Genomic DNA, 23,127 nt, shown 5'->3' on the forward strand with positions numbered 1-23,127 from the left:
ATCCCCGAGTGTCTATCTGGCGGACGGATGAAGGATCCCCAGCTTCATCTGGCCAAAAATATCCCGGGGGAGGCGCCCGGAACGGGCGTCGGGGGCAGAGCCCCTCTGTTTAACCGGTTACGCTTGCCAGCGGCCCCCAAAGTTTTCGGGTATCAGCAGATTGTGGCGCCCCAACGCGGCCACGTTTTTCTCACCACAAAGCGCCATTGTGGTGTCAAGCTCCCTCTGGATCAGCTCAAGCGCCGTGGTGACACCTTTCTGACCCATGGCACCCAGACCATACACAAACGCGCGGCCAACATAGGTCCCTTTTGCCCCAAGCGCCAAGGCTTTGAGCACGTCTTGCCCGGACCGGATGCCGCTGTCCAGATGCACCTCGATATCGCCACCGACCGCATCCATGATCTCGGGCAGGACACGAATTGAGCTTAGCGCGCCGTCAAGTTGACGCCCACCATGGTTTGACACGACAATCGCATCGGCACCCAGCTTGGCGGCCATCCTTGCGTCCTCCGCATCAAGGATGCCCTTGAGGATCACTTTCCCGCCCCATTGCTCCATCAGTTTTTCAACCTTGGACCAGTCCAGGCTGGGGTCGAACTGTTCTGCGGTCCAGGCCCCCAATGACGATGCGTCCGAAATACCATGCACATGCCCCACGATGTTGCCGAACTCGCGACGCTGGGCCCGCAGCATTTCAATGCCCCAGGCCCATTTGGTCATCAGGTTGGCGATGGTTTTTGCCGTCAGTTTGGGCGGGGCCGACAGACCGTTTTTCAGGTCCTTGTGCCGTTGGCCCAGAATTTGCAGGTCGAGCGTGATCACCAGTGCGGAACATCTGGCATCTTTTGCCCGCTGGATCAGGCGGTTGATGTAGTCCGTGTCTTTCATTGTATAAAGCTGGAACCAGAATGGCTTGTCGGTATACCCGGCCACATCTTCGATCGAGTTGATGGACATGGTGGACAGCGTAAAGGGTACACCAAATTCCTCGGCGGCTTTGGCGGCCTTCATCTCTCCGTCTGCATGTTGCATCCCCGTCAACCCGACCGGGGCAAGCGCCACGGGCATTGAAACGTCTTCGCCAATCATTTGCGAAGTTGTCGACCGACCGGACATGTCGACCGCAACCCTTTGGCGCAGGCGAATTTTTTCGAAGTCGGTGCTGTTGTCGCGAAAGGTCTGTTCTGTCCAGCTGCCGCTTTCGGCGTAGTCATAGAACATACGAGGCACGCGGCGTTCATATATGCGTTTGAGGTCTTCGATATTGGTGATCACAGGCATGAAAACAGGGCTCCGCTCACTTTGGTTAGTTTTCCTTACCAATTCATTCCCAAGGCTGCAATGTCTTGACGTCACAGTGAAGGGTCACAAAAAACCCGCCGCGGTATCCGCGACGGGTCATCATTCTCGCATGTTGGCTGCGAAATCAGGCGCTGTGCGCGCCATCCGAAAGAGATTTCACAAAGGTCAGCACGTCGGCCACAGGTTTACCTGCGCCGATCTGGCTGACGATCGCTGACCCGACCACCGCGCCATCCGACACCGAGGCAATATTGCGCGATTTCTCAGGCGTGTTGATCCCGAACCCCACGATCACCGGCAGATCGGTCGCGGCCTTGATGCGGGCAACCTCGGGGCCAACATCGGTTGCTTCTGCCTCGGCTGCGCCAGTGATCCCGGTGATCGAGACATAATAAACAAAGCCAGAAGTGTTTTGCAGAACACGTGGCAGGCGTTTGTCATCCGTAGTCGGGGTCGCCAGGCGAATAAAATTCAGACCTGCCGCTTGCGCGGGCAGGCAGAGTTCTGCGTCCTCCTCGGGGGGAAGGTCCACCACGATCAAACCGTCAATCCCTGCCGCTTTTGCATCGGCCAGAAACGCGTCAACACCCCGGCTGTAGATTGGGTTGTAATACCCCATCAGGACAATGGGGGTTGTATCGTCCGTTTCCCGAAACGTTCGTGCCAGATCCAATGTGCGTTGCAAGGTCATGCCCCGCTCAAGCGCACGTTGGCCTGCGGCCTGAATAGTAGGGCCGTCGGCCATCGGGTCGGTAAAGGGCAGGCCCAGCTCGATAACATCCACGCCAGCACCAGGCAGGCCTTTGACCACTTCAAGCGAAGTGTCATAGTCGGGATCCCCGGCCATGACATAGGCGACAAAGGCCTTCTTGCCTTCAGCTTTCAGGGCGGCGAACTTGGCGTCGATACGGGTCATCGGATGTCCTTGCACTCGGGTTTCGACCTGATGTGCAGAAACTTTGACCGAAAATCAATCCCGCCCGGACAGGAATGGATCAGAAGCCCAGATGATAGCGTACCAGCAGGGCATTCACGCCCGGGTTCTCGTCATTTGTGCTGGCGTTGGATTTATGGGTAAGTGCGACAGACACGCTATTGCCATTGTTCAGGTTATAGCCAAGTCCCAAAAGGCTGCGAATCTGGAAATCGCCCCCCAAATCATTCAGGTCGTTGCTGGCGTTATAATACCCAGGCATCACGCTGCCTTCCACGAACCAGCGATCGCTTAGCGCATACTGCCCGATCAGGCCCGCGCCGATATGCGTGTCCCCATCCTCATCTACGGTTAGGGCCGCGCCCAAACCGGCGCGAAACCGCGTGGCCTGATGAAATGGCGTGTGGTGGTATTCGATCGAGATCAGACCCTGATCTTCAGATGTGTCTTCAGAATAGTCCGCGTATCCGGCACCAAAAACAACGGTCTGGGCTTGGGCTGACGCGCAGGCCGTTGCCGCCAGTACGGTTGCAAGAAAAAAGTGTTTCATCTGTGTCCGCCAACAAAAAGTGATCGTGCGCTATTAACTGGTATTCGTAGCCGTCGTTTTTCAATTTCGGCAAGAACACGTTTTCCAAACAATTTTGTGATGTGGCGAAATGGACTCTGCCAAAGAGCCGCCAGCAATCCCTTGCGCAATCAGGCGGACCTGCATAGAAGCTGCGATCGTATTCTATGCAGGAGGCCGTGATGGGCTTTAAAATGGGAATCGTGGGTCTGCCGAATGTCGGCAAGTCGACCCTGTTCAATGCGCTGACCAAAACCGCAGCTGCGCAGGCCGCGAACTTCCCGTTCTGCACCATCGAGCCAAATGTCGGGGATGTTGCGGTTCCCGACGCCCGCCTCGACAAGTTGGCGGCGATTGCATCCTCAAAACAGATCATCCCAACGCGGATGACTTTTGTGGATATCGCGGGTCTGGTAAAAGGCGCGTCAAAGGGCGAAGGGCTGGGCAACCAGTTTCTGGCGAACATTCGCGAAACGGATGCGATTGCCCATGTGCTGCGCTGTTTCGAAGACGGCGACGTGACACATGTAGACGGGCGCGTTGATCCGGTTGCGGACGCTGACACGATCGAAACCGAGTTGATGCTGGCCGATTTGGAAAGCATCGAAAAGCGTCGGGCCAATCTGGTGCGCAAGCTGAAGGGCAACGACAAAGAAGCGCAGCAGCAGGATCGCCTGCTGGCCCAGGCGCAGGCCATGCTGGAAAGCGGCAAGCCCGCACGTCTGGTCGACGTCAGCGACGAAGACGCCAAGGCGTGGACGATGTTGCAACTTCTGACCACCAAACCGGTTCTGTACGTCTGCAACGTGTCCGAGGAAGACGCCGCAAAAGGCAACGAATTCTCTGCCCGCGTGGCCGATATGGCTGCTGCTCAGGGCAATGCCCATGTGATTATCAGCGCCAAGATCGAAGAAGAAATCAGCCTGCTGGATGAGGACGAAGCCCAGATGTTCCTTGAGGAAATGGGACTGGAAGAGCCCGGCCTGGACCGTCTGATCCGCGCCGGTTACGATCTGCTAAAGCTGGAAACCTATTTCACCGTCGGCCCGAAAGAGGCCCGCGCCTGGACCATCCGCACCGGCACCGCTGCACCGCAAGCAGCAGGTGTGATCCATGGCGATTTCGAAAAGGGCTTCATCCGCGCCGAGACCATCGCCTATGACGACTATGTCGCTGCCAATGGCGAACACGGCGCGAAAGAGGCGGGTAAGATGCGGGCAGAGGGTAAAGGCTATATCGTCAAGGACGGCGATGTGATGCACTTTTTGTTTAATACCTGATCAATTGGGCTGTTCCTGTCGGGTGAGCGGGGTATCCTGCCCTATCCGCAGCATTGGAGCTTTCCTTGATCGAAATCCGCGACCTGCAACTGCTCAGCGCTTTGGCGCGGCATCGGCATTTTGCCAAGGCGGCCGAGGAGTGCGGGATTTCACAGCCTGCGTTTTCTATGCGCATCCGCAATCTTGAGGATCGGTTGGGTGTCTCCATCGTCCGCCGCGCCAACCGCTTTCAAGGGCTGACCGAAGAGGGCGAGATGATCGTCCAGCGGGCGCGGCGCATTCTGGACGACACCAAGGCGCTGGAACAGCAGGTGCTTGCTGCCAAGGGCGAGATTACGGGCACACTGATCCTTGGCGTGATCCCGACCGCAATCGCCTTCACGGGGCGGTTGGTCAAAAGGCTGCGTGACGCGCATCCTCGTATCGTCACACGCATTGAAACCATGTCCGCCACCGCAATTCAACACCGGCTGGACGAAGGCAGCCTAGATGCCGGGGTAACCTATGGTGACAGTATTGGCACCGATTTCCGGCAGGTTCACCCTCTTTACGAGGAAACCTATGTGTTGTTGGTGCCCACGCATTTGACGGACCAGACCGGCCCGATTCCGTGGGCGCAGGTCGCAGAATTTCCGCTCAGCCTATTGGAGCCGCAGATGCAGAACCGGCGAATTCTGGACCGGGTGTTTGCCGAACAGGGGCTGCACCCTGACATCGTGGCCGAAACCAGCGGTTTCACGGCTTCGATGGTCATGGTGCGTGAAGGGCTGGCAGCGACGGTTGTCCCTCGGGTTTTGGTGCGCGCGCTGGGCGATTTGAAGGGAACGAAAGTGTTGCCGCTGATTGAACCTGTTGTCAGCAAACCGATTTGTCTGGCAACCCTCAGCCGGGATCCCGAGCTGCCAACCGTCAAGGCTTTGCGGGATGTGGTGACCTCTTTGCGGTGATAAGGCGTCGTTATCGTGCGATTGCGAAAAGCGATTTGACGATATGTTTGCCTGATGAGAGACGGAACCTCAATCGGAGGGCATCATGGCACCATTAGATACCAAGCCATCAGGCACACCCAAGGGCGTCTGGAAGTCAGGTAAAGGCAAGGGGCGGCACACACCCAAGGGCCGTCAGTTCACGGATGAGGCGCAGGCTGAAATCACACGCCTGCTGGGTGATCGCCCGCGTCGCCGCGACCTGCTTATCGAGTTTTTGCATTTGATTCAGGACGAACACGGTCATATCAGCGCCGACCATATTGCGGCGCTTGCCGTGGAAATGCGGATCGGTCAGGCCGAGGTCTATGAAACCGCGACTTTCTATGCCCATTTCGATGTGGTGAAAAAAGGTGAGACGCCTCCTCCGGCATTGACCATCCGGGTTTGTGATTCCCTCTCCTGCGAAATGGCCGGTGCCCAGCAGTTGCAGAAGGCGCTGGAAGACGGTTTGGACCCTGCCGAAGTTCGCGTTGTTCGCGCGCCCTGCATGGGGCGTTGCGATACCGCTCCGGTATTGGAGATCGGCCACAACCACATCGACCATGCGACCCCCGAAAAGGTGCAGTCGGCGATTGCGGCAGGGGACACCCATGCGCATCTGCCCGACTATGAGACCTTCGAGGCCTATGAGGCCAACGGCGGCTACGCCAAGCTGAAAGATCTGCGCAACGGCGGGAACTGGGAAGAAGTCCAGGAAACTGTTCTGGCCTCGGGCCTGCGTGGTCTGGGCGGCGCTGGCTTCCCGTCGGGCAAGAAATGGGGCTTTGTTCGCATGAACGACGGCCCGCGCTATCTGGCCGTGAACGGCGATGAGGGTGAACCCGGCACATTCAAAGACCGCTATTACCTGGAGCGCACGCCGCATGTCTTCTTGGAAGGTATGTTGATCGCGGCATGGGCGGTCGAGGCCGAGACCTGTTTCATCTACATGCGCGACGAATACCCGGCAGTACTGGAAATTCTGCGTCGTGAGATTGCGGCATTGGAAGATGCCGGTATCGTCGCAAAGGGTTACATCGACCTGCGACGGGGTGCCGGTGCCTATATCTGCGGCGAAGAATCCGCGATGATCGAATCGATTGAGGGCAAGAAAGGCCTGCCGCGCCATCGTCCGCCGTTCGTCGCGCAGGTTGGGGTCTTTAACCGTCCGACCTTGGTGCACAATGTCGAGACGCTTTATTGGGTCTCAAAAATCTGCCGCGAAGGGCCGCAGATTCTGAACTCTGTTGAAAAGAACGGCCGCAAGGGCCTGCGCAGTTATTCGGTCTCGGGGCGTGTGGCGAAGCCGGGCGTTTACCTACTGCCCGCAGGTTCGACCATTCTTGATGTGATTGATGCCGCCGGCGGCATGGCTGATGGCTATGTGTTCAAGGCGTATCAACCGGGCGGGCCGTCGTCAGGTCTTCTCCCCTCGGGCATTGACGACGTCCCGCTCGATTTCGACACGCTTCAGCCGCTTGGCACTTTCATCGGGTCTGCCGCCGTTGTGGTTCTGTCCGATCAGGACACCGCCCGCGATGCTGCGCTGAACATGCTGCGGTTCTTCGAGGATGAAAGCTGTGGCCAGTGCACCCCCTGCCGGGCAGGCTGCGAAAAGGCGGTCAAGCTGATGCAGGCCGACAAGTGGGATACCGATCTGTTGGAAGATTTGTGCCAGGTCATGGGTGATGCCTCGATCTGCGGTCTGGGGCAGGCGGCCCCGAACCCCATCCGTCTGGTCATGAAACATTTCGCTGACGAAATCTGAGGGAGACAGAGCCATGCTTGACGCAAGCCCAACCAAGACCGTCACCTTCAACCTGAACGGCGATGACGTCACTGTGCCCGAGGGCACCACGATCTGGGAAGCGGCCAATGGCCGGGGCCTGGTGATCCCGCATCTGTGCCACAAGCCTGCACCGGGATACCGCCCCGATGGCAACTGCCGCGCCTGCATGGTCGAGGTGGAGGGCGAGCGTACTTTGGTCGCCTCGTGCATCCGCCCGGCGGCCGATGGGATGGTGGTCAAGACCGACACCGACCGCGCCGAAAAATCGCGCGCCATGGTGATGGAATTGCTCGTGGCTGACCAGCCCGAGCAGCCGCATGACGTATCCAGCCATTTCTGGGATATGGCCAAGTTGAACGATGTCAGCAACAGCCGCTTTCCTGCGAAAGAGGCCGAGAAAATCCCGCTGCTGGATGACAGCCATGTGGCGATGCGTGTCAATCTGGATGCGTGTATCAACTGCAATCTTTGTGTTCGGGCCTGCCGCGAAGTGCAGGTGAATGACGTGATTGGCATGGCCGGTCGTGGTCATACGGCGCAGGTGGTGTTTGACCAGAATGACCCGATGGGTACCTCCTCCTGTGTTGCTTGCGGTGAATGTGTTCAGGCCTGTCCCACCGGTGCGCTGATGCCTGCGACCGTGCTGGACGACCAGCAGCAGGGGGACAGCAAGGATTACGATAGCGAGACCGAAAGCGTCTGCCCGTTCTGCGGTGTGGGCTGCAAGGTGTCGCTGAAGGTCAAGGACGGCAAGGTGAAGTATGTCGAGGGCATCAACGGCCCCGCAAACGAAGGTCGTTTGTGCGTCAAAGGTCGCTTTGGCTTTGACTACATCCACCACCCACACCGCCTGACCAAACCGCTGATCCGGCGCGAGGATGCGCCCGCCAAGGGTCTGAACGTCGATCCGGGCGATCTGTTGACCCATTTCCGTGAAGCGACCTGGGAAGAGGCGATGGATCTGGCCGCGACCAAGCTGATGGCCCTGCGTGCCAAAGACCCACGCTCGGTTGCAGGCTTCGGTTCGGCCAAGTGTACCAACGAAGAGGCGTATCTGTTCCAGAAGTTCATCCGTCAGGGCTTCAAGCACAACAATGTCGATCACTGCACCCGTTTGTGCCACGCCTCATCCGTTGCGGCGCTGATCGAGAATGTGGGTTCGGGCGCGGTGACGGCGACCTTCAACGAGATCGAGAACGCCGATGTGGCGATCATCATCGGTTCAAATCCGATCGAGAACCACCCTGTCGCGGCGACCTATTTCAAGCAGTTCGCCAAGCGTGGCGGCAAGCTGATCGTGATGGACCCCCGAGGCGTTGGTATGCGCAAGTTCGCCGACGAAATGCTGCAGTTCCGCCCTGGCGCGGATGTCTCGATGCTGAACGCAATCATGAACGTGATCGTCGAGGAAGAGCTGTATGACAGCCAGTACATCCATCGCTGGACCGAGAACTGGGAGGCCGAGAAAGAGCACCTGCGCGCCTTCACGCCCGAAGCGATGGCACCGATCTGTGGTATTGAACCGGATCAACTGCGCCGGGTCGCCCGCACCTTTGCACAGGCCAAAGCGGGCCTGATCTTCTGGGGCATGGGCGTCAGCCAACATATTCACGGCACCGACAACTCGCGCTGTCTGATTTCGCTGGCTCTGATGACCGGCAATGTCGGTAAACCCGGCGCAGGCCTGCACCCGTTGCGAGGGCAAAACAACGTGCAGGGCGCATCGGATGCGGGCCTGATCCCGATGTTCCTGCCGGACTATCAGTCGGTGACTGACGACGGTGTTCGCGCCAAGTTCAATGATGTCTGGCATTCGGATGACTTTTCGAACGAGAAGGGTCTGACGGTGACCGAGATCATCGATCAGGCATATGCGGGCAACATCAAGGGCATGTATATTCAGGGTGAAAACCCGGCCATGTCCGATCCGGATGTGAACCACGCCCGCGCGGCACTGGCCAAACTGGATCTGATGATCGTGCAGGACATCTTCCTGACCGAGACGGCGAACTATGCCGATATCATCCTGCCTGCCTCGGCGCTCTATGAAAAGAACGGCACGGTGTCGAACACCAACCGTCAGGTACAGCGTGTACGGCCTGCCGTTACCCCTCCGGGTGAGGCGCGCGAAGATTGGAAGATCACGGTTGAGCTGGCACAGCGCATCGGGCTGAATTGGGACTACACCGATGTGTCGCAGGTCTTTGCCGAGATGAAACTGACCATGGCGTCGCTTGACAACATCACGTGGGAGCGTCTGGAGACCGAGACGATTACCTACCCGTCGCTCAGCGAAACCGATCCGGGTCAGGCCATCGTGTTCGGGGATGGTTTCCCCCGTTCGGGCGGCAAGGCGAAGTTCACTCCCGCCAGCGTCATTCCGCCGGATGAGGCCCCGGACGAGGGATACCCGATGATCGCCACCACTGGCCGTCAGCTGGAACATTGGCACACCGGCTCGATGACCCGCCGGTCCAATGTTCTGGACGCGGTGGAGCCGGAGGCGAACTGTTCGATGAATCCACGTACGCTCAAGCTTATGGGAATCGAGCCGGGCGATATGATCCGCCTGACCACACGTCGTGGTTCGATTGAGATCATGGTTCGCGCGGACCGGGCGATTGCCGAGGATATGGTGTTCATCCCGTTTGCCTATGTTGAGGCGGCGGCGAACATCCTGACCAATTCGGCCATCGACCCCTATGGCAAGATCCCCGAGTTCAAGTTCTCGGCCATTCGCGTCGAAAAGATCGAAAGCGCAGTTGCGGCTGAGTAAAACCAACACATATCAAGCAAAGAAGGCGGCCTGATAGGTCGCCTTTTTCTTTTCTTGACAGGCGCTTGCGCTCGACCAACCCTGTCGTAGATGTTGGTGGAGGAATTTCTTATGGCACGCCGTTTCGTCGATCTGTCCGTTCCGTTGGAAACCGGGATCGTGTCTGACCCGCCAATCATGTTGCCGCAAATTGAATATCTGACCCATGATCAGACGGCAGAACAGGTCATGTCTTTCTTTCCGGGTCTGGAACGGCAAGACCTGCCGAACGGTGAAGGATGGGCAATCGAACGGTTGCAGATCGCGACCCACAACGGCACGCATCTGGATGCGCCGTATCACCATCATTCCACGATGAACAAAGGTGAACGGGCAATAACTATCGACGAAGTGCCGCTGGAATGGTGCATGAACCCCGGCGTCAAGCTGGACTTTCGACACTTCGAGGATGGGTATGTCGTTACCGCGGCAGATGTCGAAGCTGAATTGAAGCGCATCGGCCACGAACTCTGCCCGCTGGATATCGTCGTGGTCAACACTGCTGCAGGGACACGTTATGGTGCGCCGGACTATCTGGTCAAAGGATGTGGAATGGGGCGCGAGGCGACGCTTTTTCTGACTGAACGTGGCGTGCGTGTCACCGGCACCGACGCCTGGAGTTGGGATGCCCCGTTTCCGCTCACCGCTCAGGAATACGCTGAGACCCGAGATCCATCTATAATCTGGGAAGGCCATCGCGCGTCGATGGACATCGGGTATTGCCACTTGGAAAAGCTGACCAATCTGGAAGATTTGCCGCCCTCAGGGTTCGAGATTTCCTGTTTCCCCTTCAAGATAAAAGGGGCCTCTGCCGGATTTGTCCGGGCCGTGGCAATACTTGACGATGAAGACGCGCAGTAAAGGGGGTCAAATGCAGCCTAGTACCATACCTCCTGGCGGGCATGATGGCCCGTATGCCGCGCCGGTGGAAATTCGCGGCTTTGAAGTACGGCCCGAATGGATCGACTATAACGGCCATATGAATGTCGGGTTTTACGGTGTCGCCTTTGACATGGCGTTGGAAAAGCTGATGGTTGATCATCTCGGGTTGGGCGAGGTGCAGGTCAAGGCGTTGGGGCAGGGGCCTTACATCCTGCAGTCTCATCTGCATTTCGTGCAGGAGGTCAAAGACGGTTCATCGTTTTATTTCAGGTTCCGTATGCTGGATGCTGACAGCAAGAGAGGACATTATTTCGCGCAGATGCTTTTGGCAGAAACTGACGAGATTTGTGCGACGCAAGAGGCGCTTTTCATGAATGTCAGCCACAGCACCGGGCGATCCGTACCCTACCCGGATTGGGCAGCGGCGCGTCTTGCGCAAATGGTGGATGATCATAAATCTCTGGAACCGGCTTCGCAGATCGGCCAATCGATAGGAATTCGCCGGGAATAATTTTGGAGGTCGGAAGCGATCCTAATAGTCCTTTGAAAAGAACACTCCGATGCCCGTTTCGCCGCGACCGTCAACCGTGCCCTTGACCGAGAAATTGTCGGTGACATCAAGGTTCAGGTTCACCTCGGTATCGCCTTCGGTATTGACGGTAAAGTCGGTATAGAGGTTTTCACCCAGATAGGCCCCGGCACCCAATCGGCCCGCGCCACCGTCTGACGCACCAACATCAATCGTATCAACACCGGTAGAGTCGCGTAATCCCTTGGTCGCGTCCCCTCCAGCACCGCTGAGTTGCGCCAGCGACGCGGCCATCTGCGCAATCAGGAAGGGTGAGATTTCCGAGAACCTGTTCCCAAAGAGCAGCATCGCCAGTGCCTCTTCAGCCGGGCGTTCGGGATCGGAAAACACGCTGACCTCGGGTGAATCCAGCGGCCCTGCGATTTCGATGGTCGCGGTGCCGTCCGAGGTGCTGGCAGAGGATTCAAACTCGATATAAGGCGTCAAGTCACCCTGTAGGGTCACGATGCCTTTGGTCAGGGCCAGCCTGCGGCCCAGAATATCGAAATTACCGCGGATCAATTCAATCTGACCTGATGGGACCACCGAGGTCGTGGTGCCACCAATGGAAATCCGGCCACCCAGTTCGGCATTTACACCGCGCCCCCGTACGAACACGGCTTTGGGTGCCAGCAAGTTGATGTCCAGTGCTATTCGGGATGTGCTTTGGCCCTTGTCTTTGGTGGTTACAAGACCTGCACGCTCGCGCGTGATGAAACTGGCACCGCTTTCGTTGACATGCTGTATTTCGGGGATCGGTGCGGCACCTACAGCCCCCGAAGCCGCAGCGAGGTTGATATTGGTCTCACCAAAGGTGATCTGCCCAGCCAGCGAACTGTTCCCGGCTAGAGCGCCGGTCATCGCAATCTGACCGTTCAAAGTCGTCTCGTATAAAAGCCGATCGGTCAGGACGAGGCTGTTGATTGTTGTCGTGATCTGCGCATTGAACGGGGGCGTCAGATCGACAGGTCCATTGACGGTAAAGCCACCACCGGCCCGCACCCCGCCGTTCAGCGTGATGGTTGCACGGCTTTGCGCCAGATCCACCTGTCCGTTGATCCCGGTGATGGTCTGGCCTGCGCCGGGAAGTGCAAGGGATGTTCCCGAAGTGGTAATCGATCCGCTTAGGGACGCCAGATCAGCCGGGCCTTTGAGGGCTAGATCAAAACGCGCGGACCCCTCAATCTTGTTAGGCGTGATGAAGACGTTTGCTATCCCCAGGTTTACGCCACCCTTTGCTGAAATATCTGCATTGCTGCTGGTTTCATCAAAGGTGCCTGCAACCGTGCTGACGATGTCTGCGGGACCTTGCGCCTTGGCGTCGATGGTCCAAACGCCACTGTCCCGCTTGGCATTGCCCGCAGCGGTAAGGGTGCCGGGAAACTCTGGCACAAACCTTTCGATGCGGTTGAACTTGGCATCGAAGTCCAGATCAGCGGATCCATTTGTGTCCACCGTACCGGACACTTTGGCATAGGAACTCTCTGGCCCAAGCAAGTGTGCTGTTCCTTCGAGCCCGGACCGTGTCGGAGCGACGTTGCCGTCCAGTTTCAGAGGCCCGGAGAGTGTTTTTGACAGCCGCCCCAGATCATCCAGCGCTGCGGAAAAGGTCAATCCGCCGGCATCGCGGTTCAGTTTGCCGGATGCATCCGCAGAAAGGGCGGTGCCGATCAGCTGGAATGTGCGAATATTCAGACCGGCCTCGTCATTCACCGCATCCACCGTCAGGTTCGTTCGCCCCTGGATCAGGTTGTCAACCGCGTTGATGCCGGACTTGATGTCATCAGCAGCCAAGTTGCCTTTGACGTCAAATGCCTTGCTGCCAACCGTACCTTTGCCTGCGACGTCCGCGATGATCGAACCTGCAAGATCTCGCCCGGCAAGAGTTGAAAAGGGTGACAGGTCCGGGATGTTCAGACTGACCTGCCCGTCCACCGCCAATGCATCCGTCGGATCATCAATTGTTGCCGCGGCGCTTGCCACAATGGCTGAACCTTTGATCACCGCGTCGCGGATTTTAATCTGCTTCTGACTCAGCGCGCCGTCGAAATTTATCTCGGTCCGACCGACCAGCAGCGGGTCAATCTCGGGTAGGCCCGTTTTGACATCCCGGCTCATCACGCTGGCTGTGCCATCAAACTCGAGCGTCTGAACAGTGCCTTTGCCGTCCAGTTTCGCCTGTACCGCACCGCCAAGCTCACGTTTGGCGAGGCCCGAGAACACGGAAAGATCCCGCGCGTTGACTGTTGCTTGCCCGTCAATCGTCACGCTGCCCTCAGGGGTGGTAACCGTACCATCAGCCTGCGCGCGCAGAGTATCGCCGATCAGCGTAAAATCCCGGATCGTTATGCCATCTGGACCGCGTTTTGCGTCCAGCGTGATTGTTGTGTTGCCCCGGATCACTGGGTCAATGTCATCGCGCCCTGTGGAAAGACCGCGCCCTTCGACCTCCAGCTTGCCATCGAAACTGCCTTCAAGCGGCGAACCCTGGCCCGTGAGCCGGGCAGAGGCCTGACCGCCCAGTTCCAGCTGCGCCAGACCCGAAAACCGTGCCAGATCGGTCGCCTGCAATGTCGCGGTTCCATCGACGGCCAAACCACTGGACAAGCCGCTGATCTCGGCATCAACGCCCAGTTCATAGTCCGAGCCGACCATCTCGACCCCGGACACGTTCAGGGTCTGATCCCTGCCATACTGGAACGTACCGTCCAGCGTAATGCGGTCTCCAATAGCTGCGTTCAGGGCATCGTCAGTCAGGTCGATACCGTCCAAAGCAGCTTGCAAATCACCGTCGATCCGCAAAACGTCACCCTGTTCCAAAGTTCCCTGCGCCGTAATTTGCGCGCGTTGCAGGTTCAGGTTATTGGATTTTACCGCGTTAGCGGTCAGACTTAGATCCCAGAGATTGCCGTTTTTCTCATCAAACAACGCAGAGACCTGCGCAGCTTCGATCGATGTGTCGCCACCTGACAACGGAAGGACGACGCTTTGCCCCTCGGGCGGTGTAATGCGTCCTTGCAGGGCCGCCAGTTGCAGCCGACCGCCCGGCGCCAGTTGCAGCGCCCCTTTCAGGTTCAGTGCCTGAGAACTGAGTTCCAGATCACTGATATCCAACGCGCCTTCAGGCAGGGCCCGTCCATCCACGATCAACTGCGTTTTGGGGCCGAAAAACGTATTCATTTTTTCAGCAACAAAAGGTGTCAGGTCACCACCCAGATCCGCGGTAAAGGCGATGCCCTCCTCCGCGCTAGCCGCGGCTGTTGGGGCCGAACGCAACCGAACCTGTCCGGTCACTCGTGGCTGCCCATCACTGCTCAGGCCGATATCGGCCGTAAAATCCGTCACCGGCCCGGACCCTTTCGCGGACAATCCGATCGGGGGCCTGTCCGGCATTTTCAAAGCGGTCGAGATCAGACCCCCCGCGGCTTCGGTGACCTGAAGGTCAAGATCAATCTGGCTGTCAGTGTTCCGAAAACCCGCGGCTATGGAGATTTGATCACCGGCCCGATCCAGTCGGGTGATGTCCAGTTTGGTGTCCAGCGTCCCGTCGGCCAGCGACAGGTTGCCATTGACGGCCAGTTCCGCCGCAACGCCGATCAAAGGTTTGCCCAAGGCCAGCTCGCCAATGTGGATTTCGCCGATTTCGATTGCCACGGGCAGTTCAGGCAGTTGAAAAGCTTGGGTCTCGGCAGAAGCGGACGGTGTGTCCTTGGTCGTGGTGCCCGGCGCACGGGCGACGTCGATTTCTTGTGCGGTCAGCGCGTTGACCGAGAACCGCCCACGAATCAACGCCAACCGGTTCCAATCCAGTTCCGCTCCCCGGATGGTCAGCCAGACCCCTTCATCATCGGCCACCGTGATCTCGGTAATGGTGGCGCGTGAACTCAGCGCGCCTTGCAGACCTTTGACGGTAACATTCTGATCGTCGCCCGACAGCGTGTCCTGTAGGAACCGCTCGATCATGCTGCCGCCTTCGTCCTCCTGCGCGGGGCCGGCCACTGGCACAAGCATCAGCGTGCCAATCAGCAGAAGGTATGAAAGGTGCCGCCTCAAAACGCTTGCCCGATCCCGATATAGAATTGCAGACCGTTGCCGCTGGAGCCGCTTACCGGGAAGGCCAGGTCAAACCGCAGGGGTCCGAAGCCGCCCAAATCATATCTTACGCCGATACCGGCACCTGCATGATCTTCCGCGCCACTTCCTATAAAGGAAGAGGTATCGACGACACCGTAGTCGTAAAACCCAACCAACGACAGAGAATCTGTCACCTTGCCCCGGATCTCGCCTGAAAGTCCAAGGAACGATTTGCCGCCTGCGACACCGGTCCCGACCGGGATGCCAAGGCTTTCATAGGGTTGCCCGCGGACGGTTCCCGCACCACCGGAAAAAAACAGAAAGTCGGGTGTAACGCCATCTGCTGGCGGGCCAATGACTGATCCAAGTTGCGCCCGCGCTGCCAGCACAACCCTGCCGCCGGTTCCAAGGCTGGTATAGATCCGGCCGTCGACAAACAGGCGAATGCCCGTATCGGTGCCGGAAAAGCCAATGAAAGGCATGACTTCGGAATCCAGATAATAGCCGCGCGTGGCGCTGACTTTATTGTCGCGTTCATCCCTTTCCGAGCGGAAGGGCAGGATAAAGTACCTGAACTTGCGGCCACTTCCATAGGCGTCGTCAGCATCTGACCACTGTAACCCAGCCGAGGCTTCGGCATAGAGCGTGTCCGAGAATGTGCGGCGCGCACCATATGCCACAGACGCAACCGATACATTGTAGTTTTCAGTGTTGCGGCGCTCCAGCAACACGTTCCAGAATGTATTGTCGTCCGGACCCAGACGATCGGGCTGATCCAGACGCAATCCGATCCGCCCATCAAGATCTTCGGAACCACCGATATTTCGTATCGCGGCCTCAAAACGCAGACGCTCCGCGCGTTTGAACATGTTTCGATGTGTCCAGGTCGCGGTCACGTCGAGACCGTCGCGCGAGGCCAGCTCGAGCCCAAAGGTCAGCTGACGCTTTGGTAGGTCTTCGAATGTGGCGTCGAAATCCAGTGTCCCGTCGGGGTTTGCTGTCTCATGTTCCTGCAATGAGACGACGTTGAACGTGCCGGTTCGGCGCAAACGCGTTCCAACCTTCTGAATTTTTTCTGGTGAGTAAACTTCCCCGCTTGGGAAACCGGCGATTTTTTCGATGGACCGGTGGCGCACATCCGTGTCGCCCTTAATGAACATTCTGCCAAACGTCAGCCTGCGCCCCGGGTCCAGATCAATCTGCGCATCCAGACGGGCCTGTGCGTGACGGGCGATAATGGTCTGATCCTCAATTTTTGCTTTTGCGTGGCCTGCATTCCGCCAACCCTGCACACCGTCCGAGCCTGCTTTTTGAATGACCCCTGTTGTTGCTAGTTTGCCGGGGGCGAAACCTTCGGGCAGCACGGTGCCAGACGCCAAGGGCTGAACAATGGCCGTGCCGAATTTGAAGCTTGGCCCGGTTTCAACGGTAATTGCGGCCCTGTTGATCTGGGCTGGCACAGTCAAAGAGCTCAACTCAGCGGCTTCCTGCCCGTCAAGCTTAATGCTGACAACCGGGCTGAAATACCCTTCGTCATACAAGATCTGCACAAGCGTGCGGTAATCCGACAAGGCGGCAGACAGGATCTCAAGTGGCGTATCCAGACCCCGCTCTTCCGCTGTTGTCACCGATGATGTCTTTTTCAGACGTTCAACAAGTTCCTTTGAAGCGCCCGGCGCCGTCAGAGAGGTTTCCAGCGCCATCAGAGCGGTCGGGGTCAGTGCCATGACAATGGCACTCAGCCAGCACTTCAAACGGCCTTGCGGCATGCGCCCTTGCATGAATAGCCCCAACTGTCCCAGTTCCAGATCTCAGCTACCGTGTGATGCACGGTCTTATAGTGTCAGGTTAGAACATCTGAATGCCGTTGGGAAAAGGGATAAACGCGGGATCGGGAAATTTTGGTCGAATTGTCCCGGCCTTTGCTGACACAATCGCTTTGCCGCACCTCGATTGGCAGACCGGAATTGCCGCAGTCCGGGCCAAAGCCAACCGTATACAACCAATGTCCTGGCCAGTCCTTGGCTTCGGCCCTGTGTAATTCACTAGGCAAACGGGCGGTTCTTCGGTATTCCCAATATATTGTCAACTGGTATCAAAAAAACCGAAAAAATGTCCTATCTCGACAACATCCGAACCTTTGTCAGGGTTTACGATCTGGGCAGCATGTCTGCGGCCGGGCGAGATCTGAGGATTTCGCCAGCGGTGACATCGGCGCGAATATCGCAGCTTGAGGACCATCTGGGTGTACGTCTGTTCCAGCGCACCACACGTAACCTGTCCCCGACAGAGCAGGGAAAAGCATTCTACCCCGGTGCGGTGGCGGTTCTGGATGCGGTGGACGAGGCCGAGGCTCAGGTCACGCATCTGACCGAGGCACCGCGCGGGTCGTTGTTCGTGGCGTCTCCACTGGGGGTGGGGCGGCGATTGCTGGCACCGCATGTGCCTGAATTTCTTGCAGAATACCCCGAGATTGATGTCCGCTTGCGCCTGACGGATCGCTCGGTTGACCTGACGACGGAAGGTCTTGATCTGGCGTTTTTCATTGGCCAGCCCGAGGACAGCACGTTGCGTATTCGCAAGATTGCCGACTGCCAGCGTGTATTGTGTACTGCGCCGGATTATGTGGCGCGGCGCGGTATGCCTAAAACCGGAGCTGACCTGATTGCCGACAAGCATGAATGCCTGAATCTGCGCTTTCCGGGTGCGACCGAGTTTCAGTGGATGCTGAAAACGACCGATGGTCCGAAACGTTTTGCCGTGTCCGGGCGCTTCGAATGTGATGATGGGGATGTTTTGACGGACTGGGCGTTGTCCGGTCAAGGCATTGCAATGAAGCCGGTTTTCGAGGTGGCCGAGCATCTGAAATCCGGTCGCCTCGTACCGGTTGCGACGGAAACTCCGCCTGTTCCAGTTCAGATGGCCTGCCTATACACGCATCGGCGCCATCAGGACCCAAAGGCACGCCTGTTCATGGATTTCATGATTGAACGGATCAGTAAGGTAGTCCGCGTTACAGAATACCCTATCGCGGGGCCTAAACCATAGGCACTGACCCGACGCTGTGCACGAAGCTAAGTCCGGTCACGGCGCGGCCATCAGGCGAGCCACGTCCAGCATGCGGGCCGAAAAGCCCCATTCGTTGTCGTACCAGCCGAAAACGCGCACCTGATTTTCACCGACCATGCGGGTTTCGGGCCCGGCGATGACCAGCGATTCCGGGCGCGCCCGCAAATCGGAGGACACCAGCGGCATATCCGTCCAACCCAAAACCGGTGACTCGACAACAGCCTGACGCAAAGCATGATCGAAATCCTCGGCCCGCATACCGCGTTCCAGCGTGACCACGAGGTCGACCGCCGAAACGCTGGCTGTCGGGACGCGAACTGCGGCACCCGAGATGCGCCCGGCCAGATGTGGAAGGACCACGTCGATCAGGTGTGTGGCGCTGGACGTTGTCGGAACCATGGACAGCGCACCGGCCCGCGACCGGGCAAGGTCGCCGCGCGGGGCGTCAACCATGGGCTGGCTGTTTGTATAGCAATGGATGGTTGTCATATGGCCTGACAAAACACCACCAATGTGGTCCAGCACTTTAACCAGCGGTGCCAGCCCATTGGTTGTGCAGGAGGCGTTCGATACGATCCGGGCGCTGCCCAACTGATCTTCGTTCGCCCCCAGAACGACGGTTATGTCGGCCGCGGGCGAAGGGCCCGAGATCAGGACCTTGCTAGCGCCCGCAGATAACCCGCGACGCGCCACGTCGGATGTGCGCGCGACCCCGGTACAGTCCAGCATCACGTCAACGCCGGACAGGTCAACGCGTGTCAGATCGGCACTGTGGGTCATAGGAACAGAGCGCCCGTCCACGATCAGCGTTTCATCCCCCTGTGACACATCGCCGGGATAAGGGCCGAAGGTGCTGTCGTATTTGAACAGGTAAGCGCAGGTCTCCAGCGGCGCGATGTCATTGATCAACACCAGCTCGATATCCGACCCTTCGGGCAGGGCCAGAACCTGCCGCAGGATCGTGCGGCCAATGCGGCCGAATCCGTTTATCGCGAGTTTCATGCGCAAGCTATGGCAGGGCGTCGGGGCGACCTCAATGCCTGATCCGCAACAGCTTACTTGCAACAGACCTGAGAAAAGAACTGACCCGAGATATTCTGGTACATGCTGTTGAAGATCACCTTGCAGCCCGTCGCTTGTTGAATGGCAGCAATAGCTTGCGTCGTGCGAAGACGTGGGGGCGGGCCGAACGGGTTCAGGTTGTTGTTGTCGCGTGTGGCGCGATAAATGATCGGTGCGTCAGCGACCTGTGTCACAGCCCAGTTACGGCTCATGACGAAGACGGATTTGGTCTCTTCCCCCGCAATGGCGGGTGCTGTGTGTAGGATTGCAGAGGTAGAGAGTACGGCAACGGCTATCAGGGCAAGGTGCAGTTTCATGGATAAATCTCCAATGCTCTAAACAAGAAATTACCTGGAGTTCAGCAAATTCCGACCCTTGTGTGAAGCCCTGGGATAAAAAATCACTGCGATTTCCAGCCAGACCAGCGTTTAGCGGTGCGACAGGGACAGGGGCATATGCCGGTTGACGTCCTTGTAAAGCAGATACCTGAATCGGCCCGGCCCCCCTGCGTAACAGGCTTGCGGGCAAAAGGCGCGCAGCCACATGTAATCTCCGGCCTCAACTTCGACCCAGTCCTGATTGAGGCGATAGACCGCTTTCCCTTCCAGAACATAAAGCCCGTGTTCCATCACATGAGTTTCGGCGAAGGGAATGACCCCGCCCGGTTCGAAATTGACAATGTTCACATGCATGTCATGGCGCAGGTCCTGTGGGTCTGCGAACCGCGTGGTGGACCATCGGCCTTCGGTGCCCGGCATTTCGACTGGCGTCACATCGCGTTCGTTGGTGATGATCGGGTCTGGCGCGGGCAACCCGGGAACAGCCTCATAGGCTTTGCGGACCCAGTGGAACCGCGCTGCCGTCTGACCAGTGTTCCGCAATGTCCAGTCGCTGCCGACGGGGATATAGGCATATCCGCCTGTCGCCAACACATGGTTTTCCGAGTTCAGTGTCAAAGTCACTGTTCCTTCGACGACAAAAAGCACCGCCTGAGCTTGCGCGTCTGTCTCTGGCTGATCGCTGCCGCCGCCGGGCTGCACTTCCATGATGTATTGCGAGAACGTTTCGGCAAATCCGCTGAGCGGGCGTGAAAGAACCCACAGGCGTGTTCCTTCCCAGAACGGCAGATAGCTGGTGACGATGTCGCGCATCGTACCTTTGGGAATGACCGCATACGCGTCGGTGAACATGGCGCGGTCGGTCAGCAACTGGTTCTGGCCGGGATGGCCGCCGGTCGGGGCGAAGTAGGTCGGATGGGTCATTTGTCTGCCTCGGGATCGTTTGAATGGCACTATGGGCACAAAGGCGCGGCGCTATTAGGTCCTGACGCGCGATAGGTTTGTTCGGGATATTTTGAAGGTCGGCACCCCGGGGCTTGGCCCTGCTGAAACAGAGGTATATCCTTGGTCACAAATGATTTCAGTTCTGTGAGGCCCCTATGAAAGCCCAGTTGTTACCCATCATTGCCGCGTGTGGCGCCCTTTTGATGACCGGTTCCGCCGACGCCAAGTCACTCTCCCGAATCATAGCTGAGATGGGGCTGTCCCCGGCAGACTTTGAAGTGGTTAGTGAAACCTCGAATGCGCTTTTGAACAATGGCACGCCCTCTGTAGGGCAGGAACGGTCCTGGCAAAACGACGAGACCGGCTCAAAAGGAACGATCAGGGTGCAAAACGTTCAGGGCAACTGCGTCGGCCTTCAGCATGTCATCCAGCCGGAAGGCAGCGATCAAAGCCGAGAAATCAGAACCCGCCGGTGTAATGACGGTAACGGAAACTGGATCCTGACACCCTGATCTCTGACTTGGCTATCAGTACCCGAGGTCCCGGCTGACTTCGTGCAGCAGGGGATCGCCGGATTTGAGCCTGTGGTAGTTCTCGGCCACATCCGACAGTGCATCGCCCAGATACCAGCCCGAGACGTGCGGTGTGATCGTCACAGCGGGGTGCCGCCACAAGGGGCTGTCCTTCGGCAGCGGTTCCTGTGATGTGACGTCCAACACCGCATGGCCCGGAGAACCGTTATCCAGCGCCGCGATCAGTGCCGCCTCGTCAATCAGGTTTCCGCGTCCGGCGTTCAGCAACTGACTGCCCGGCTTCATCGCGGCCAGCGTCTGTGCGTCAAACAGACCCACGGTTTGCGGCGTCGAAGGCAGGATGGCACAGACGTGATCACATTGCCCCAATAGCCGTGGCAGCGCGTCTTGCCCATGCTGGCAGGTGACACCATCGATGGACTTTGGTGAGCGGCTCCAGCCCATGACCTGAAACCCGACGGCACGTAACATGCGGGCAGTGCGGGCCCCGATATGGCCCAGACCCAGAACGCCCACAACCGTATCAGGTGTGAAAACGGGCGCGCGCGGCAACCACTCGGCGCGCCTCTGGGATGCCTCGTGAAAGACCATGTGGCGCTGAGCGCGCAGAATATAGGCGAGAAACCATTCGGCAATGCCCTGCGCAGGCGCGTCTGGCTTCAATCGCGCCACACGGATATGCGGAGGCAGGTTCGGGTGGCCAACTATGGTCTCAACCCCGGCCCCCAGCTTCTGGACCAGTTTCAGGTTGGGCAACTTCGTCGGATGATTGCTTTGCATGCTGACTACCGCCAGCATCGTAATGTCGTTGGGGTCGCCCAGCGTTTCGGGTGTGCGGATGTCGGCACCAGGCGCCAGGGCCTGTAAAGTGGCGGCGATTTCCTCATCCCCAATCCAGTCCGACAGCCCGGTTTCAATCAACAACGCCATATGCGAACCCCACTTGGATTTGATGTGGTGACGTCCCGTCACAGCGGTGGACAGGATCAGGTCAGTTAAGCCATCCTCGTGCCTAAAAGTACAGCCCGGTTTCAAGATCTGAAAAAGGACAGTTTCGTGAAGAAATAACTCAACCTGCGCAGGGAAAACCACGTTTCTTTGCAACCGGTTACCGGGGTGACCGAACTGAAGTAAACAACGCAGAAAAGACCAGAGAGGACGAATGGCAGGGCTCGACTTCACGGATCAGACCTATTTTCATCAGCGCGAGGATGGGGCGTTTGTAGGACATGATCCTGCACGCGGTCCGTGGTCTGCCGATCATTGCCACGCAGGGCCGGTCAGCGGGTTGATAGTGCGGGCAGCGGAAACTGAGGTTGGCCCCGAAAAGATGCTGACCCGCCTGACAGTTGACCTGTTGCGCCCTCTGCCCTTGGCCGGGTTGCGGGTTGCCGCAGAAACCACGCGCCATACAAAGACGCTGGCGACCACACGTGTTACGGTGCATGATCTGGATGACACACTCTGCGCCACGGCCACCACCATGCATCTGGTGCGGCGCGATCTAGGCGTGGTGGCAAACGTCGAAACCAGCGCGCCACAGTTGGAAGACGCGGTAGAAGGTCCTTTTCCAATCGGCGAGATTCGTCATGATTTGAAGGGGTTTGCCCACTACAGTGACATCCTTTATCCCAAAGACGGCAAACAGGGGGCCGGACCCAAAACGGTCTGGATGCGCACCCCAAAGCTGTTGAGCGGCGAAGATCAGTCGCCCATTCAGGCACTGTGCCCGTTGGCGGATTGCGGCAATGGAATCTCGTGGAATGCTCCGACGTCGGAAATGGGGTTCATGAACACCGATCTGACCGTGAATATCCACCGCGAACCGGTGTCAGATTGGCTGGCGTCCCGTTCGGTTTCACATTGGCAACCTACGGGCATCGGCATGTCTCAGTCCGTGCTTTTCGACACACAGGGTCCTGTAGGAACCGCTCTGCAAACACTTGTGCTGTTCCCGCCAGTCTGAAGGTCGGCCAGTTTCCGCATGTGTGTGTAAA

General features: G+C 58.1%; 18 protein-coding genes. 9 read left to right on the forward strand and 9 right to left on the reverse strand.

Features of this window, described 5'->3' with window-relative positions; translation table 11 throughout:
* Positions 1 to 117 precede the first annotated feature (117 nt).
* The 3 genes from ACR0NZ_RS10470 to ACR0NZ_RS10480 form a co-directional block, all read right to left on the reverse strand.
* Positions 118 to 1,284 carry an alpha-hydroxy acid oxidase gene (locus ACR0NZ_RS10470; RefSeq protein ID WP_480518750.1) on the reverse strand — a complete coding sequence of 389 codons (1,167 nt, stop codon included), beginning with the start codon at positions 1,282 to 1,284 and terminating at the stop codon, positions 118 to 120.
* A 145-nt stretch (positions 1,285 to 1,429) separates the two neighbouring features.
* Positions 1,430 to 2,221, reverse strand: a complete 792-nt coding sequence (trpA, locus tag ACR0NZ_RS10475; protein WP_480518752.1) for a tryptophan synthase subunit alpha — start codon at positions 2,219 to 2,221, stop codon at positions 1,430 to 1,432.
* A 79-nt stretch (positions 2,222 to 2,300) separates the two neighbouring features.
* Positions 2,301 to 2,789 carry an acyloxyacyl hydrolase gene (locus ACR0NZ_RS10480; protein ID WP_480518754.1) on the reverse strand — a complete coding sequence of 163 codons (489 nt, stop codon included), beginning with the start codon at positions 2,787 to 2,789 and terminating at the stop codon, positions 2,301 to 2,303.
* Between the two features lie 200 nt (positions 2,790 to 2,989).
* On the opposite strand from ACR0NZ_RS10480, the gene ychF reads away from it, so the two are divergent.
* The 6 genes from ychF (at position 2,990) to ACR0NZ_RS10510 (ending at position 11,052) form a co-directional block, all read left to right on the forward strand.
* Positions 2,990 to 4,087 carry a redox-regulated ATPase YchF gene (gene ychF, locus ACR0NZ_RS10485; protein ID WP_480518756.1) on the forward strand — a complete coding sequence of 366 codons (1,098 nt, stop codon included), beginning with the start codon at positions 2,990 to 2,992 and terminating at the stop codon, positions 4,085 to 4,087.
* Between the two features lie 65 nt (positions 4,088 to 4,152).
* On the forward strand, positions 4,153 to 5,034 hold the full coding sequence (locus ACR0NZ_RS10490; RefSeq protein WP_480494834.1) for a LysR family transcriptional regulator: 882 nt from the start codon (positions 4,153 to 4,155) through the stop codon (positions 5,032 to 5,034).
* Positions 5,035 to 5,119: 85 nt separating this feature from the next.
* Positions 5,120 to 6,823: an NAD(P)H-dependent oxidoreductase subunit E gene (locus tag ACR0NZ_RS10495; protein ID WP_480518758.1), complete on the forward strand. Its 1,704-nt coding sequence runs from the start codon at positions 5,120 to 5,122 to the stop codon at positions 6,821 to 6,823.
* A 13-nt stretch (positions 6,824 to 6,836) separates the two neighbouring features.
* A complete protein-coding gene (fdhF, locus tag ACR0NZ_RS10500) occupies positions 6,837 to 9,620 on the forward strand; it encodes a formate dehydrogenase subunit alpha (RefSeq protein ID WP_480518760.1) in 2,784 nt (927 codons plus the stop codon).
* 111 nt (positions 9,621 to 9,731) lie between these two features.
* Positions 9,732 to 10,520, forward strand: coding sequence for a cyclase family protein (locus ACR0NZ_RS10505; protein WP_480518762.1), 789 nt, complete (start codon positions 9,732 to 9,734; stop codon positions 10,518 to 10,520).
* A gap of 10 nt (positions 10,521 to 10,530) precedes the next feature.
* On the forward strand, positions 10,531 to 11,052 hold the full coding sequence (locus ACR0NZ_RS10510; RefSeq protein ID WP_480518764.1) for a thioesterase family protein: 522 nt from the start codon (positions 10,531 to 10,533) through the stop codon (positions 11,050 to 11,052).
* Between the two features lie 21 nt (positions 11,053 to 11,073).
* Here ACR0NZ_RS10510 and ACR0NZ_RS10515 read toward each other — a convergent pair whose 3' ends face one another.
* Positions 11,074 to 15,162, reverse strand: coding sequence for a translocation/assembly module TamB domain-containing protein (locus ACR0NZ_RS10515; protein WP_480518766.1), 4,089 nt, complete (start codon positions 15,160 to 15,162; stop codon positions 11,074 to 11,076).
* Positions 15,159 to 16,964 carry an autotransporter assembly complex protein TamA gene (locus tag ACR0NZ_RS10520; RefSeq protein WP_480518768.1) on the reverse strand — a complete coding sequence of 602 codons (1,806 nt, stop codon included), beginning with the start codon at positions 16,962 to 16,964 and terminating at the stop codon, positions 15,159 to 15,161. The genes ACR0NZ_RS10515 and ACR0NZ_RS10520 overlap by 4 nt, the downstream gene beginning before the upstream one ends.
* Before the next feature lie 331 nt (positions 16,965 to 17,295).
* Here ACR0NZ_RS10520 and ACR0NZ_RS10525 point away from each other — a divergent pair, with 331 nt between their 5' ends.
* Positions 17,296 to 18,231, forward strand: a complete 936-nt coding sequence (locus ACR0NZ_RS10525; RefSeq protein WP_480518770.1) for a LysR family transcriptional regulator — start codon at positions 17,296 to 17,298, stop codon at positions 18,229 to 18,231.
* A gap of 36 nt (positions 18,232 to 18,267) precedes the next feature.
* On the opposite strand, the gene ACR0NZ_RS10530 is transcribed toward ACR0NZ_RS10525, so the two are convergent.
* From ACR0NZ_RS10530 to ACR0NZ_RS10540, 3 genes are all read right to left on the reverse strand, one after another.
* On the reverse strand, positions 18,268 to 19,254 hold the full coding sequence (locus tag ACR0NZ_RS10530; RefSeq protein ID WP_480518772.1) for a type I glyceraldehyde-3-phosphate dehydrogenase: 987 nt from the start codon (positions 19,252 to 19,254) through the stop codon (positions 18,268 to 18,270).
* Between the two features lie 53 nt (positions 19,255 to 19,307).
* Positions 19,308 to 19,631: a hypothetical protein gene (locus tag ACR0NZ_RS10535; protein ID WP_480518774.1), complete on the reverse strand. Its 324-nt coding sequence runs from the start codon at positions 19,629 to 19,631 to the stop codon at positions 19,308 to 19,310.
* A 111-nt stretch (positions 19,632 to 19,742) separates the two neighbouring features.
* Complete coding sequence (locus tag ACR0NZ_RS10540; protein ID WP_480473762.1) at positions 19,743 to 20,576, reverse strand: bifunctional allantoicase/(S)-ureidoglycine aminohydrolase; 834 nt, start codon at positions 20,574 to 20,576, stop codon at positions 19,743 to 19,745.
* Positions 20,577 to 20,752: 176 nt separating this feature from the next.
* Here ACR0NZ_RS10540 and ACR0NZ_RS10545 point away from each other — a divergent pair, with 176 nt between their 5' ends.
* Positions 20,753 to 21,109, forward strand: coding sequence for a hypothetical protein (locus ACR0NZ_RS10545; protein ID WP_480518776.1), 357 nt, complete (start codon positions 20,753 to 20,755; stop codon positions 21,107 to 21,109).
* A gap of 15 nt (positions 21,110 to 21,124) precedes the next feature.
* On the opposite strand, the gene ACR0NZ_RS10550 is transcribed toward ACR0NZ_RS10545, so the two are convergent.
* On the reverse strand, positions 21,125 to 22,060 hold the full coding sequence (locus ACR0NZ_RS10550; RefSeq protein WP_480518778.1) for a 2-hydroxyacid dehydrogenase: 936 nt from the start codon (positions 22,058 to 22,060) through the stop codon (positions 21,125 to 21,127).
* A gap of 232 nt (positions 22,061 to 22,292) precedes the next feature.
* On the opposite strand from ACR0NZ_RS10550, the gene ACR0NZ_RS10555 reads away from it, so the two are divergent.
* Positions 22,293 to 23,096, forward strand: coding sequence for a thioesterase family protein (locus tag ACR0NZ_RS10555; protein ID WP_480483993.1), 804 nt, complete (start codon positions 22,293 to 22,295; stop codon positions 23,094 to 23,096).
* Positions 23,097 to 23,127: the final 31 nt, after the last annotated feature.

This window comes from Ruegeria sp. AE3 (assembly GCF_056542225.1).

Coding starts and splice junctions, on each gene's coding strand:
- ACR0NZ_RS10470 (WP_480518750.1), bottom strand. CDS start 1,284: ATGCCTGTGATCACCAATATCGAAGACCTCAAACGCATATATGAACGC.
- trpA (WP_480518752.1), bottom strand. CDS start 2,221: ATGACCCGTATCGACGCCAAGTTCGCCGCCCTGAAAGCTGAAGGCAAG.
- ACR0NZ_RS10480 (WP_480518754.1), bottom strand. CDS start 2,789: ATGAAACACTTTTTTCTTGCAACCGTACTGGCGGCAACGGCCTGCGCG.
- ychF (WP_480518756.1), top strand. CDS start 2,990: ATGGGCTTTAAAATGGGAATCGTGGGTCTGCCGAATGTCGGCAAGTCG.
- ACR0NZ_RS10495 (WP_480518758.1), top strand. CDS start 5,120: ATGGCACCATTAGATACCAAGCCATCAGGCACACCCAAGGGCGTCTGG.
- fdhF (WP_480518760.1), top strand. CDS start 6,837: ATGCTTGACGCAAGCCCAACCAAGACCGTCACCTTCAACCTGAACGGC.
- ACR0NZ_RS10505 (WP_480518762.1), top strand. CDS start 9,732: ATGGCACGCCGTTTCGTCGATCTGTCCGTTCCGTTGGAAACCGGGATC.
- ACR0NZ_RS10510 (WP_480518764.1), top strand. CDS start 10,531: ATGCAGCCTAGTACCATACCTCCTGGCGGGCATGATGGCCCGTATGCC.
- ACR0NZ_RS10520 (WP_480518768.1), bottom strand. CDS start 16,964: ATGCAAGGGCGCATGCCGCAAGGCCGTTTGAAGTGCTGGCTGAGTGCC.
- ACR0NZ_RS10525 (WP_480518770.1), top strand. CDS start 17,296: ATGTCCTATCTCGACAACATCCGAACCTTTGTCAGGGTTTACGATCTG.
- ACR0NZ_RS10530 (WP_480518772.1), bottom strand. CDS start 19,254: ATGAAACTCGCGATAAACGGATTCGGCCGCATTGGCCGCACGATCCTG.
- ACR0NZ_RS10535 (WP_480518774.1), bottom strand. CDS start 19,631: ATGAAACTGCACCTTGCCCTGATAGCCGTTGCCGTACTCTCTACCTCT.
- ACR0NZ_RS10540 (WP_480473762.1), bottom strand. CDS start 20,576: ATGACCCATCCGACCTACTTCGCCCCGACCGGCGGCCATCCCGGCCAG.
- ACR0NZ_RS10545 (WP_480518776.1), top strand. CDS start 20,753: ATGAAAGCCCAGTTGTTACCCATCATTGCCGCGTGTGGCGCCCTTTTG.
- ACR0NZ_RS10550 (WP_480518778.1), bottom strand. CDS start 22,060: ATGGCGTTGTTGATTGAAACCGGGCTGTCGGACTGGATTGGGGATGAG.
- ACR0NZ_RS10555 (WP_480483993.1), top strand. CDS start 22,293: ATGGCAGGGCTCGACTTCACGGATCAGACCTATTTTCATCAGCGCGAG.